Here is an 11770-nt window from a genome sequence, read left to right on the forward strand (position 1 = left end):
GTATATGACGATGTCACGAGCCGCTCACGTGGCGCTGCCGGATCTTGAGTTATCGGCCGCAGCTTCCTTGTTCAGGGGGCTCTCGGATCCGAGCCGCCTCGCACTCGTGCAGCATCTGGCCCGGGGAGAGCATCGCGTCATGGACCTGGTCGACCACCTCGGGTTGGCCCAGTCCACCGTGTCCGAACACCTGGCGTGTCTGCGGGACTGCGGCCTGGTGACGGTCCGCCCCGAGGGCCGGTCGTCGTGGTATTCCCTGTCTCGGCCGGAACTGTTCGACCTGCTCGCCGCCGCCGAAGCTGTGCTTGCCGCGACCGGCGAGCGGGTCACGCTCTGCCCCGCCATTCACGCTTCAGCAGCGACGCCCTCAAGTCGACCAGCGCGTGGGCGTCCGTCAGTTTCCGCCCCGCGCCGGCGTCGAGGACGTGCGGAATGAGCGAGGCGCACGGGCACGGCCACGATCACAGCCCCGCCGGCGCTCCGAAGGGGGTCCTTGCCGGCGTTCTTGGGGTCACGCTGACGGTCCTGATTGCGGAGGTCGCGGGAGCGTTGTGGTCCGGCAGCCTTGCTCTACTGGCGGACGCCGGGCACATGCTCACCGATGCCGCCGGACTGTCCCTGGCGCTGTTCGCGGCGGTCCTCATGCAGCGTCCGCCGAACGACCGGCTGACCTGGGGATATCGACGCGCCGAGATCCTCGCGGCCGCGGCGCAGGCGGCGGTCCTTCTCGCCGTCGCGACGTACATCCTCGTCGAGGCTATCCGCCGACTGTTCGACCCCAGCGAGATCGAATCCGGGGTCATGATCGTCTTCGGGATCGTGGGCCTGCTGGGCAATGCGGTGGGTATCGCCCTGCTCGCCCGGGCTCGCCGCACGCACGGCGAGAATCTGAACACCCGCGCCGCCATGCTCGAGGTGATCAACGACGCGCTGGGCTCAGTCGCGGTGCTCGTCGCCGCCGCGGTCATCGCCCTGACCGGCTGGGAGCGCGCCGACGCACTGGTATCGCTGGTGATCGGGACCCTGATCGTGCCCCGGACGTGGCGGATCCTTCGGCAGGCGGTCAACATCCTGCTTGAGGCCACGCCGAGCGACCTCGACATGGCCGAGGTGCGACGCCATCTGTTGGAACTTCCTCATGTACGGGCCGTACACGACCTCCATGCCTCAACCGTCGGCACCGGCCTCCCGGTCCTGACCGTGCATCTGGTGGTCGACGACGACTGCTTCCACGACGGGCACCTCATGACACTGCTCGACGAGGCCCAGGACGCCCTGGCGGGAACCTTCGACGTGGAGCACTCGACGATCCAGTTCGAAGCAGCATCCCACTCGGCCCACGAACCGCACGCCCACGCCTGACAGCACGTCAGGGACGGGTGGCGCCCGCCCACGGCATGTCAGTGATCGGCCGGATCCGCACGCGACTGTTGGGGTTGGGCGCGTCGACCATCTGGCCGTTGCCGATGTAGATGCCGACGTGGCTGATCGGGCTGTAGAAGTACACGAGATCGCCCGGCGCCAGCTCCGAGCGCGGAATCTTCCGCCCGGTCTCGTATTGCAGCCGCGACGAGTGCGGCAAGGAGACACCGGCAGCCCGCCACGCCATCATCGTCAGGCCGGAACAGTCCCAAGCGTCGGGCCCGGCGGCCGCCCACACATACCTGTCGCCGACCTGCTTGAGAGCGAACTCGACTGCCTTGGCCGCGCGTCCGCTGTCCGGAAGCGGCAAATCCTCCAACAACGGCCGGGGGTCGGATCGGGATGCGCGGTCGAGCTGCATGCGCTCGCGGGCGGTCAGCCGGTTCAACACCTCGCGAGCTGCGCGCAGCTTCTTCTCGACCTCAGATTTCTCCGCCGCGAGAGCCTTGCGCTGCGCTTCTACCGCGGCCAGATGCTGGGCCGCCGCGGTTTGATCCGCCACCAGGTCGCGCCGGGCCTCGACCACCTTACGCAGCGCGACCGCCTCGCGGTCCCCGAGCGCGTCGAGCGACGTCGCGTGCTCGAGAAAGGCGTCGGGGTCCTCGGCGAACACAAGTTGAAGCGTTCGGTCGAGGCCCCCGTTGCGGTAAGCCGCTGCCGCGAACGCGCCCACGGATTTCTGCAGCTCGGTGACCTCCGCCTGTTGGGCGGTGGCCCGACGCTGGGCCCGGCCGAAGTTGAGCTCCGCGTCACGCAGGGCCACCCGAGCGTCGTTGTAGCGTTCGGTCGCCTGCTCGGCCTGGTGATAGAGCGCCTCGACCTGGCGACGTGCCTCTGCGACGCTGAGCTCAGGTTCCGCCCGCGCCACGCCCATCAGTCCGGTCACCGCGAGTAGGGCCGCCGCGCCGGCAGCCAGACTCGCCCGCAGGCCGCAACGCGCTCGGCGGGGGGAATTCAGCGACACCACGACCTCCGGGTTCCATGCGCGCGCAGCGGTATGCGGACCTACTAACGCCGATAGGAGACGTTACCCCGGACCCTTGCGAGCGGCCCGGGAGGTCTGCGTGATGTTGACCTGGCCTTGAACCAAGTTCCGGCTGAGACACCGCCGCCCCGGCCACTACTATGGATCATAGTAACCGATGAAAGGATGCCGTCCTCCTATGGGGTCATGCGAAGCCGCGGACGCCCGAGTCGGCGAATGGCGCTCCGCCGCGGCGTGCGCGGGTTCGGATCCCGAGATCTTCTTCCCCATCGGCACGATCGGCCCCAGTCTTCGCGATGTCGCCCGCGCTGTGGCGATCTGTCGAAGTTGCCCAGTGTCGGCAAGATGTCTGGACTGGGCCCTTCGTTCCGGCCAGGAGTTCGGTGTCTGGGGCGGCACGACCGAGGAGGATCGACGGCCCCTGCTTCGCGGTCGCGACCGCGAAGCGCTGGCGCAACATTAGTCGCTGCCGCGGGCCGGTGCCGGCAGGTTCCCGGTCCCGCCCGGACGCTCGCCGGTACGCAGGTGCGCGAACCGCGGGTCCGACTCCCACCAGGGCTTCAGCAATGGACCGTCCCCGGAGTGCAGCTCATCCAGCACCGCGTCCACCTCGCGCGCGGTCTCCGCATCGGCCAAGCGGGCCAGCCAGAACGCGATAATGATGAAGGGCACCCCCGCGATGTGCCCGACCAGCCAGTACCAGCCGCCTCCGATCTTTTGATCTAAGGCCAACGACGGGCCCCAATCCCGGGCCACCGCGGCGTAGAAGTCGCCCGCGATGATCCCCCCACCCGTGATCAGCGCCAGGCCGAGGGCGGCGTTGGCGATGACTTCGCCCATCCCGATGAACATGGACAACAGCTGCGGATAGCGCGCCGGTACCGGGTCGAGCTGCAGGCGCGTCCAGTAGTAGACGAACCCGAGAACGAGGAACAACGTCAAGCTCGCGACATCAACGGCCTCGTGGCGCATCGTCGCCTCGAACCAGGGCGAGAAGAAGTAGACCCACGGCAGGATCAGAAACAACACCGCGCCAACGAAGGGATGCCCCAGCCGGCGGACGGCGCGGGCCCGCAGCAACGCGGCCGCAGCTCGACGGCCCGCCGGGGGCATCGCCGCGGCAGCGAGCGACAGTGGCATCCCCAAGGCCAGCAGGAGTGGGACGACGATGAACACCGCAGAGACCAAAGTGGCCCGCGCCCAGAACAACGTGTCCGCGTAGGCGCCCAGGAACGAGTGCGTGATCAGCACCAGCGCCCCCGTGCCGGCGAGGAAGGCCGCCGTCCGGTACCAAGGCCACCGAGTGCCGCGTCGTCGAGCACGCCAGACGCCCCACAGATACGCCAGCGAGAGAACGAGAGCAACCGCGAGCATCGGCCAGTCGGCCGACCAACCCCGCCAGGCTGCGGCGCGGGACGTCAGCGGCTCGAGGTCGGCACCCAAGGGGATCGCCCAGGGCAGGGAGACGTCAGGCCCGGTCCGGAGCACCATCAGGTCCGGAAGGATCCGAGGCGGCGGTAGCAGCCGCCACGTCCCGCTGGGCGTCGACGGGCAGGTCTGCGGACGACTCCGGCGAGGGGTCGGATGCCGGCTCCCCGGCCGGCTCCGGTGCCGCCCAGCCGCCGGGCCGGCGCGCTTCGTCGAGCCGCTTCATCCGGCCGATGATCGACCAGCCCAGCAGACCCACCGCTACGACGCTCGCAAGGAAGAAGACCAGACCGATCACACCGGGCTGAACCTTGGACTCGTCGATGGGTTGCGGCGGGGGCGTCGAGGCGTGTGCCGCGAGCCATCCGAGCCCCAACTCTGTACCTGCATGCCGCACTGCAGCTGCACCAGCCTTCCCAGAACTCCTATGTAGGATAGTAGAAGCAGCGTTGTAGGTCTCCGGGAGGGTCCGCTCATGGCGTTTTCCTGGAGTGCATCCCGCGGGCGCGTGTCTCTGGTCCTCGTCGTGGCGGCCGCCTTGCTCGGCGGGTGCGGCGGCGACGCGTCCTCCCCCGCGGCCCTGAATGACTCCGGCTTCGTCTCGGGGTCAGGCGCCGTCACGATCATTACCCCGGCGGAGCGCGGAGACCCAATCTCGCTGGAGGGGCCGCTGCTCGGTGGCTCTGAGCGCCTCGACCTCGCAAGCCTGCGGGGGAAGGTCGTGCTGATCAACATCTGGGGATCCTGGTGTGCCCCCTGTCGTAAGGAGGCACCCGAACTGGAAGCCGCGTGGAAGAAGCTCAAAGCTCACGGCGTGCAGTTCGTAGGCGTGAACACGCGTGACGATGCCGCCGGTGCGGCCGAGGCGTTCGAACGCCGCTACAAGATCTCCTACCCCAGCCTGCGCGACCCGGACGGAAGGCTTCAATTGGCGTTCAGGAAGACGCTTCCGCCTCGCGCCATCCCCAGCACGCTCGTCCTTGACCGCGAAGGCCGCGTCGCCGCTCGCATCGTGGGCGCCAGCACGATGCGCACCTTCGTGGCGCTGATCGAGGACGTGCTGGCTGAGACCGCTTGAGGCGTGACGGCTGGCACAAGTGGGGAACGCTCCGACTGAGCCCTAGGTCGATCTTAAGTTAACCTGGTGCGCCGTCGTCCGGCTGAGCCGCGCCGTCGGCCGGGCCGTCTACATCAATCTGAGGCCCCGATGCTGCCGGCTCAGCCGGCGCGGCCGGCGCGTCTCCGACAGGGCCCTCGTCGACCGACGCTACCGGCGGCGCCCCGAGAAGCACGGCCGCGCAGATGAGGGCGAAGACCGCGACCGGAATGCCTAGGAACACCAGCAAGACCTGCCACCAGCTCACGCGAGCGCCTGCCTCGCCGGGGCACCGGAGGTGCCCCCGCCACTGCTACTATTCGGCATAGTCGAGGACCGTATCCCGCGCCCAGAGAGGACAGCGCGTGCGGGGGGCAAGTTGCGAAGGATCAGGGACGGGAGTCGCATCCTGCGCCGCGTGGCGCCGTCCCATAGGGCCTTCAGCATCATGTCCGGCGCCGTGAACGGCGGAGGTCCCGCCCACCACCCGCCGCCGAGGGCTTGCTCTTGGCGGCCCGCTGATCCCGATCGGCGGAGTCCGCTCCGTCAGACGCACGACTCGGGACGTGCTGACGAGTGTCTGCGCTAGTACCATGCTCCGTAACAATCGCCCGCCGATGTGCCTGGCCCTGGAGGATCTGAGTGCGAGGCTTCGGCGATCTTGAGGCCGTCATCATGGAGCGGCTGTGGGCGGCGGACGCGGCCATGACCGTGCGACAGGTCCACACCGACCTTTATGACGAGCGCTCCCTCGCCTACACCACCGTGATGACGGTGATGGACAAGCTTCACCGTAAGGGCTGGCTACTGCGCGAGCCGGTCGGTCGCGCGTACGAGTACCGTCCCGCCATCAGCCGGGAGCAGTACACCGCTGACCTCATGGGTGAAGCGCTGTCGGCGAGTTCAGATCGCAGCGCCACGCTCGTAGCGTTTCTCGAACAGCTTGGCCCGGCCGAGGCATCAGAGCTGCGGCACGCCTTCGACCGGTTGTCGGGCCACCAGCAGTCCACGTCGAGCCGGCGTCGGCGTCGATGACGACGGGCGCGCTACTGGTCGCGTGGGCTCTTGCCGTGGCGGTCTGCGTGCCGCGGGTGCTCGAGCGCGCCAGCTGGCCGACGCGGTGCCCCCGTCTCGCTCTCGCCATGTGGCAGGCGGCGAGTGCGTCCTTCATAGTCTCGGCCGTGCTCGCCGGGATGGCCTTCGCAGATCCGGACAGCGTCTCTCCGCAAGCCTTCACCCACCCGTTCCTCTCCTGTGCAGGCGCCGTCTCGTCGGCATTCCGCACACCCGAAGGCGCGGCCGTCGTGGGCGGCGGGCTGCTGCTGTCGATCGTCGTGGCCGTACGCACCATCTGGTTCCTAACCGCCGGCCTGACCTCCGCGGCTCGACGACGCCGGCAGCACGGCGTCCGGCTCGCACTGGTGGCGCGGCACGACGACCGGATCGGGGCGCTCGTCGTGGACCACCCCGTGCCCCAGGCGTATTGCCTGCCGGGCCGGAGGTCAGCGATCGTGGTCACCAGCGCCGCGGTGAACTCCTTGCCCCGGCCGGAACTCGACGCGGTCCTCGCGCACGAACGCGCCCACGTGCGAGCGCGGCACCACCTCGTGGTCGTGGCCGCCCACGGGCTCGGCAAGGCGTTCTTCTTCATCCCGCTGTTCCGCTCAGCCGCCGCGGCTGTTCCCGGTCTGGTCGAGATGGCGGCTGACGACAGCGCGGCCCGGGAGACCGACCACCGGCGCGTCGCCGCGGCGATGCTCTCCCTGGCGCACCAGCCGGTCGCCGCGCCCGCGTTGGGCGCGTCCGGCGGCGACGCTGCCTTCCGGATCCGTCGTCTGTTGGCTCCCAACCCCGCCAGCCCTGTGATCCGCGTTCTCACGTCGGTCGGGGTGATCACGCTGCTCGCGATGCCGGCGGTCGCCGTCCTGATCGCGTCATGGGTTCCGAGTGCCATCGTCGAATGCTGCACCATCACCGCACTACCGAGCCGATGACCGAACGGCCACTGCCTCCCGACCCCGGACGCCAGCACAAGTGGACGATGGCCGTCTTCGGCCTCGTCGGGCTGATCTACATCGTCGTGATCGTCATCGGGATGATCCAGAACTAGCTCATTCACTGAACAGCAGCGTGAGCCCGCCGATGGTGTAGGCGATCATCAGGACCATCATCGGCATCTGGCTGATCACCGCGCCCCGGTTCGGGAACAGGCGGATGGCCCGGTCGTGCGCCGCGAACACACCGAGCACATGGCCGACGACGATCGACACCATCTGCACGGAGGCGATCTGCCCCACGGTGACGAGCCCATAGTTCACGGACAAGTCAGCGGTTCCGAAGATGTTCGAGCCGTCCGCCATGGGATCGGAGGCGTAGATCAAGGTCTGCTGGCCGGCGAAGACCAACAACGAGAAGTAGTGCGCGATCAGGTACCCCACGGCGATCGGAATCACCGAGTGTGCGAACGCCGTCGCGGCTCCGGCCGGCCCCCGACCCGACAGCACGCCCGCCAGCCACGAGGCGAGGCAGAACGCGGCCGTGACACCGCCGATCGAGGCGGCGAGGGCGATCGAGGAGAGCGTCTGCGGTGACATGGACGAGTCGAAGGTGCGGTCGTACCACCAGGAGGTCGAGGTCAGGGAGTCGAAGGCAGTCGAGCCGAGCATGACGCCGACCACCGCGATCAGGCCAGGCGCCTCCGGCGTGGCGTCGAGATTGTTGAGCGGGTTGCGCAGCACGACTGAGCCGTCGGACCGCCGACCCAGCGGCGAGAGCCGTCCGATCAAGGCCGAGAAGACCTCGAACCCATCCCCGCGCGTGAACCACTCGCGGCCGAACAGCATCGCACCGAGCAAGTTGGCCCCGGCGTACATCGAGAAGTACGTCGTCAGCGTCTCCGTGGAGCTCCGGTCCGTGGCGCACAATTCGAGCCAGACGAAGGACCCCAAACCGATCGCGGCCGGCCAATAGCCGACCCAGCGCGGCAGCTCGAAGGGCGGGTCGTCGGGGTCCAGCCGTAGCGCGGCGCAGATCCCCAGGTGGATGGTGCGCAAGGGGTTGAGCAGGCGCCAGACCGGGCCGAACAGCAGGGAGGCGGGCACGAGGCCCACCCAAAATATGACGTAGACGAATCCGGCCGTGGGATTCGTCGCCAGGTCGGGTCCAGCCAACGCGCACCAGGCGACGAAGCCCGTGATTGCGAGCCCCAGTACCCGCAACGTCCACCGCAGCTCCGCGGAGTCCGCGAACTCACCCAGCGAGCCGGCGAGCGTGCGCCCGGCAGCGGCCCCGGTCAACTTCGACGTGCGCCAGCGGACGGCGAGTGCACCGAAGGACACTGCGAGGGCCAGCACCGCGCCTAAGAGGACGTATACAAAGGGCAGCGGCAGATCCTGCCGTGCGCCGACCCCGTGGGCCAGGAGAAGGTCCGACCCACCCGCGAAAGAGCCCATCGCGACTACTTGACCTTGAGGTTGAACAGCAGGAAACCCGTCTCCTCGACCTCGACCTCGTAGGACCCTGGGGCGATATCGACGGTGAACGTCCTGGTTACGGTTTCGCCCGCGGTCACCGCGATGGAAACGTCTAGGCCATGAACATGCAGTTCGTAAGCCTCATCGGATGTCACGACCAGCGTCAACGTGTCGCCCTCGGAGAGGGTGACGTTTCCGATCTTTTCGGCGGGCTTGCCGCCGACCAGGTCGATCTCGACGGTCTGGTCCTGCTCGGCACCCGCGGAAGCGCTCGGACTTTCGGCCACGGCTGGCTCGGCGCTCGCCGTGTCCGAAGGGCTCGTCTCGGCCGTGACGAGGGGAGTCGGGTTTTGCGAGGCGCTGCCCTCGTCGTCGCCGCAGCCGGCGACGATTAACAAGGCTGCGGCCGCCACAACCCTGACCCCTCGGATCCTGCGCGTTCGCATATCGCCCTTTCCTTGTCCGGCGCGTCTCTGCGCGTCCAGATCTCGTCCCGGCGCAGGTACTAGACCGGATAGTAGGCCAACGGAGTTGCGCCCCTCGACGGTGATGTCGCGGCAACATCGGCGATCCTCGCCCGAAACATCGGCGACCGACGGTGGGGCATGGGATGGATTCACATGGGTGTCATCGCTGGCGCTGCGTTCCTGTCGGGGGCGCTCACCATCGTCAACCTCGATCGAACGGAGGCGGCCTCCGGGTCGCCGTCCACCACCAGCGCGGAGGCCGTGTTCGCGCGCGACATGCAGAACCACCATGCCCAGGCGATCGAGATGGCGGTGATCGCCCGCGACCGCTCGACGGACTCACAGATCCGTGAGATCGCCTCGGATCTGGCGTTGAGCCAGCAGCAGGAGATCGGGCAGATGCGCGCCCTGCTCGCGGTATGGCGCCTGCCCCCGGTGGGCCCGATCTTCATGGACGAGGCGAAAGGTCAACACCCGCAGACCGCCGCCGGCCGCGAACCCGGGATGTCGAGCCAAGATGAGATCGAGCAACTCGGGGCCGTGCCGCGCAAGACGGTAGGAATTCGGTTCTTCGAATTGATGATCCCCCATCACGAAACTGGCATCAGGATGGCCGAGGCGGTCCTGGCGAATACTGAGGATCCAGTGGTCCGCGACCTCGTGACGACAATCCTTCGGGTCCAGCGCGACGAAGTCACCCTGATGAAGGATCTGCTCCAACAACGCGGGATACGAGTGCCTGTATGAGGGCAACGAGCAGGTTCTACGATGGTCCATAGTAGTCTGGTCCCTATCGCATCCCGGACCAGTCGTAGAAGGGCGAGCATGTCATCAACCGCTGAGGACGATGTGATAGAGGTCCAGCGGCCGCCGGAACCTGGTTTCGCGTTGACATACGTTCTCTCGTTGCCGGCGCATCAGGCTGCTCGCGGTCAGCGCTCGGCGGCCGACCTGCTGCGAGCTGCTTTGATGGGCGTGACGATTCAACTAGTACTCGGGGCCATCATCGGTCTGGTGGCGCTCGTTTTCATGGAAGACCTGCACTCCGAGTAGGCGCTCTCCGCTCCTTCCTGACGCGACGGAGCCGGGCTAACGGGCCACGCTCGGGGCAGACGTGGCCGGCACCCGCGGTGCGTGGTCAGGCTCATCGTCCAAACTTGCCGCGGTGGAGGCTACGAGCCCGCCGAGCAGAAAACCCACGACAGCCGATGCAAGTGCGGTGGTGTTCATGCCGTCCTCCTCAGTGGTGGCTCATGTGGTGGGTGCCGTGCTTGGCTCCATCGTGAGAACCGTGCTGGGAGCCGTGGTGGTAGGCCATGGTGAGGGCGTGGCCCTTGCCCTTGGTTAGCAGTCGCCGGTTCACCGGGTAAGCGACGGCGTAGGCGGCCAGCAGCGCGAGGATCATCGAGCTCCAGAACAGCGGGCTGTCCAGGCCGGAGTGCATGGCGCCAGGGATTAGAGCCATGACCAGGTTGTCGACAACTTCCATGGTCGCGATCGAGAGGGTGTCCGCGGCGAAGACCACGGAGAGCGCGGCGAAGAAGCCGAGGCCTGCCGAGATGAGGGGGAGAGTGGAGAGCGCGTATCCGAAGAGAAAGGCCAGCGCCACCGCGAGCGCGATCGTGGGCGTCGTCCCCCACCCGAGGGCGGTGCCGATCATCAACCCGAGAATCTCGCCGATTGCGCATCCCGTGAGGCAGTGCAGCGTGGCACTTGCTGCCATGGCGTTCAGTTCTCGCTTGTTCATGTCTCGCTCCCTTGCGTAGGTGCGGTGAAAGGCCCTACCCCTGGCGGCAGAGCGCACCTGGTGGATAAGCGGCCTTTACTGGATCGAAGCTTGCTTCACTGCCCTGTCCGATCTCTGTCCGCATTGGTCACGCGGGCACCGCGATCCGCGCCGGCCGATGCAGCGACACCGTGCAACACGCATCTGAGCAGGCACCGCAACGCTCTGCGGCTGGACTCGGAGGCTCCTGCGGAGCGCACCAAGCTCAACAGTTGGTTCATTGCTGCGTCACCAGTGATCCTTCTTCGATCAGCATCTCCCGGAGGCGCGCCCGACCGCGCGCCGTGTGCGCCTTCACGGCGCCCTTGCTCAGCTTCATGGCGTCGGCGATCTCCGCTACGGACAGTTCCGCGTAGGAGCGCAGGACGAGGGCCTCGCGCTGGCGCGGGGGAAGCCGCCGAAGGCACGCCAGAACGTGCTGCGCCTCCGACTGGGAGACGACCACCGCCTCGGCGCTCGCCGCGACCGGCTCGGGGTCGTGGTGGTACCGGTCAGCAACTGTCCGGCGGCGCAGTACCGACCTGGATCGGTTCACCACGGTCCGGCGCAGGTAGGCCAGCTCGCGCTCCGCCTCGACGCGACTCCACGCGCGATGCAGCGCGACGAAGGAGTCCTGCACGACCTCCTCGGCTGCGCCGGTGTCCCCCAGCAGCAGCGCACTGAGGCGGACCAGCGAGTGGTAGTGCTCGGTGTAGAGCGCTACCACTGCGCTGTCGGCGTCTCGCTCCAGAGCAGGAGTGGTGGTCATCGTTTCTCCAGCGGTAGCGGGCGATCCTGGGCGCGAGGTCAGCCGCGGGGCAGGACGGGATCGCTGGTCACCGTGACCGTGAAGGCGCCGTCAGGGTTCATGAAGACCGTGACGGCCTGACGAGCAGCGCCCCCGGATTCGACGGGCCCGTGCATCACGACCGAACGACCGCGCGATTCACCGGCCGCGGCAGGCTCGGTGCTCCACGGTGGAGGCTGCTCGGAGTACACCGGGTCCAGCAGCGCGAGCTCATCGGGTTGAGCGGGCACGGGTGCGGCAACGGGTTCCGGAGTTTGCGCATCGACCGCCGCAGCCGGACGCGGTGACCGCATCGTCAGCGCCGCAAGCACGGCGCCGATGGCCGC

General features: G+C 68.0%; 15 protein-coding genes and 1 pseudogene. 8 read left to right on the forward strand and 8 right to left on the reverse strand.

The window, feature by feature from the left end; all coding sequences use genetic code 11:
- The first annotated feature begins 4 nt into the window (after positions 1-4).
- Both SPOPO_RS33395 and SPOPO_RS0100835 read left to right on the forward strand, forming a co-directional pair.
- Positions 5-436: a metalloregulator ArsR/SmtB family transcription factor gene (locus SPOPO_RS33395; RefSeq protein WP_084670816.1), complete on the forward strand. Its 432-nt coding sequence runs from the start codon at positions 5-7 to the stop codon at positions 434-436.
- The gene (locus SPOPO_RS0100835) at positions 433-1362 is read left to right on the forward strand and encodes a cation diffusion facilitator family transporter (protein ID WP_019872895.1); all 930 of its coding nucleotides are present in this window, start codon (positions 433-435) and stop codon (positions 1360-1362) included. Before SPOPO_RS33395 ends, SPOPO_RS0100835 begins: the two co-directional genes overlap by 4 nt.
- 7 nt (positions 1363-1369) lie before the next feature.
- On the opposite strand, the gene SPOPO_RS0100840 is transcribed toward SPOPO_RS0100835, so the two are convergent.
- Complete coding sequence (locus SPOPO_RS0100840; RefSeq protein WP_245541650.1) at positions 1370-2308, reverse strand: C40 family peptidase; 939 nt, start codon at positions 2306-2308, stop codon at positions 1370-1372.
- 277 nt (positions 2309-2585) lie between these two features.
- Between SPOPO_RS0100840 and SPOPO_RS33400 the strand changes: the two genes are divergently transcribed.
- Complete coding sequence (locus tag SPOPO_RS33400) at positions 2586-2870, forward strand: WhiB family transcriptional regulator (protein ID WP_019872897.1); 285 nt, start codon at positions 2586-2588, stop codon at positions 2868-2870.
- On the opposite strand, the gene SPOPO_RS26690 is transcribed toward SPOPO_RS33400, so the two are convergent.
- Together SPOPO_RS26690 and SPOPO_RS0100855 are read right to left on the reverse strand one after the other, a co-directional pair.
- Positions 2867-3898 carry a cytochrome c oxidase assembly protein gene (locus SPOPO_RS26690; protein WP_156869430.1) on the reverse strand — a complete coding sequence of 344 codons (1032 nt, stop codon included), beginning with the start codon at positions 3896-3898 and terminating at the stop codon, positions 2867-2869. The two genes, SPOPO_RS33400 and SPOPO_RS26690, sit on opposite strands and share 4 nt — an antisense overlap.
- The gene (locus SPOPO_RS0100855; RefSeq protein WP_156869432.1) at positions 3876-4211 is read right to left on the reverse strand and encodes a hypothetical protein; all 336 of its coding nucleotides are present in this window, start codon (positions 4209-4211) and stop codon (positions 3876-3878) included. Before SPOPO_RS0100855 ends, SPOPO_RS26690 begins: the two co-directional genes overlap by 23 nt.
- Positions 4212-4310: 99 nt before the next feature.
- On the opposite strand from SPOPO_RS0100855, the gene SPOPO_RS0100860 reads away from it, so the two are divergent.
- The 3 genes from SPOPO_RS0100860 (at position 4311) to SPOPO_RS26695 (ending at position 6925) form a co-directional block, all read left to right on the forward strand.
- Positions 4311-4913 (forward strand): TlpA family protein disulfide reductase, encoded by a 603-nt coding sequence (locus SPOPO_RS0100860; RefSeq protein ID WP_028984402.1) that lies wholly within the window; start codon positions 4311-4313, stop codon positions 4911-4913.
- A 660-nt stretch (positions 4914-5573) separates the two neighbouring features.
- Complete coding sequence (locus tag SPOPO_RS0100865; protein ID WP_019872901.1) at positions 5574-5966, forward strand: BlaI/MecI/CopY family transcriptional regulator; 393 nt, start codon at positions 5574-5576, stop codon at positions 5964-5966.
- Between the two features lie 35 nt (positions 5967-6001).
- Positions 6002-6925 (forward strand): M56 family metallopeptidase, encoded by a 924-nt coding sequence (locus SPOPO_RS26695; protein ID WP_019872902.1) that lies wholly within the window; start codon positions 6002-6004, stop codon positions 6923-6925.
- Positions 6926-7042: 117 nt separating this feature from the next.
- Here the strand turns inward: SPOPO_RS26695 and SPOPO_RS0100880 are convergent, their stop codons facing one another.
- Both SPOPO_RS0100880 and SPOPO_RS32120 read right to left on the reverse strand, forming a co-directional pair.
- Positions 7043-8383: a hypothetical protein gene (locus SPOPO_RS0100880; RefSeq protein ID WP_028984403.1), complete on the reverse strand. Its 1341-nt coding sequence runs from the start codon at positions 8381-8383 to the stop codon at positions 7043-7045.
- Between the two features lie 5 nt (positions 8384-8388).
- Entirely contained in the window at positions 8389-8817 is a 429-nt protein-coding gene (locus SPOPO_RS32120) for a cupredoxin domain-containing protein (protein WP_245541651.1), read from the reverse strand.
- Between the two features lie 207 nt (positions 8818-9024).
- On the opposite strand from SPOPO_RS32120, the gene SPOPO_RS26705 reads away from it, so the two are divergent.
- Positions 9025-9618, forward strand: coding sequence for a DUF305 domain-containing protein (locus SPOPO_RS26705; RefSeq protein ID WP_019872906.1), 594 nt, complete (start codon positions 9025-9027; stop codon positions 9616-9618).
- Between the two features lie 78 nt (positions 9619-9696).
- Positions 9697-9924: a hypothetical protein gene (locus tag SPOPO_RS0100895; RefSeq protein ID WP_084670818.1), complete on the forward strand. Its 228-nt coding sequence runs from the start codon at positions 9697-9699 to the stop codon at positions 9922-9924.
- Positions 9925-10111: 187 nt separating this feature from the next.
- Here SPOPO_RS0100895 and SPOPO_RS31850 read toward each other — a convergent pair whose 3' ends face one another.
- From SPOPO_RS31850 to SPOPO_RS0100910, 3 genes and pseudogenes are all read right to left on the reverse strand, one after another.
- Positions 10112-10618, reverse strand: coding sequence for a DUF4396 domain-containing protein (locus SPOPO_RS31850; protein ID WP_019872908.1), 507 nt, complete (start codon positions 10616-10618; stop codon positions 10112-10114).
- 256 nt (positions 10619-10874) lie between these two features.
- Positions 10875-11405, reverse strand: a complete 531-nt coding sequence (locus tag SPOPO_RS0100905; protein WP_019872909.1) for a SigE family RNA polymerase sigma factor — start codon at positions 11403-11405, stop codon at positions 10875-10877.
- 38 nt (positions 11406-11443) lie between these two features.
- Positions 11444-11770, reverse strand: a pseudogene (locus tag SPOPO_RS0100910) (hypothetical protein); the annotation flags it as partial.

This window comes from Sporichthya polymorpha DSM 43042, from assembly GCF_000384115.1.
GTDB lineage: Bacteria > Actinomycetota > Actinomycetes > Sporichthyales > Sporichthyaceae > Sporichthya > Sporichthya polymorpha.

Coding starts and splice junctions, on each gene's coding strand:
- SPOPO_RS26690 (WP_156869430.1), bottom strand. CDS start 3,898: ATGGTGCTCCGGACCGGGCCTGACGTCTCCCTGCCCTGGGCGATCCCC.
- SPOPO_RS33400 (WP_019872897.1), top strand. CDS start 2,586: ATGGGGTCATGCGAAGCCGCGGACGCCCGAGTCGGCGAATGGCGCTCC.
- SPOPO_RS0100895 (WP_084670818.1), top strand. CDS start 9,697: ATGTCATCAACCGCTGAGGACGATGTGATAGAGGTCCAGCGGCCGCCG.
- SPOPO_RS26705 (WP_019872906.1), top strand. CDS start 9,025: ATGGGTGTCATCGCTGGCGCTGCGTTCCTGTCGGGGGCGCTCACCATC.
- SPOPO_RS31850 (WP_019872908.1), bottom strand. CDS start 10,618: ATGAACAAGCGAGAACTGAACGCCATGGCAGCAAGTGCCACGCTGCAC.
- SPOPO_RS0100835 (WP_019872895.1), top strand. CDS start 433: ATGAGCGAGGCGCACGGGCACGGCCACGATCACAGCCCCGCCGGCGCT.
- SPOPO_RS0100905 (WP_019872909.1), bottom strand. CDS start 11,405: ATGACCACCACTCCTGCTCTGGAGCGAGACGCCGACAGCGCAGTGGTA.
- SPOPO_RS0100860 (WP_028984402.1), top strand. CDS start 4,311: ATGGCGTTTTCCTGGAGTGCATCCCGCGGGCGCGTGTCTCTGGTCCTC.
- SPOPO_RS0100880 (WP_028984403.1), bottom strand. CDS start 8,383: ATGGGCTCTTTCGCGGGTGGGTCGGACCTTCTCCTGGCCCACGGGGTC.
- SPOPO_RS33395 (WP_084670816.1), top strand. CDS start 5: ATGACGATGTCACGAGCCGCTCACGTGGCGCTGCCGGATCTTGAGTTA.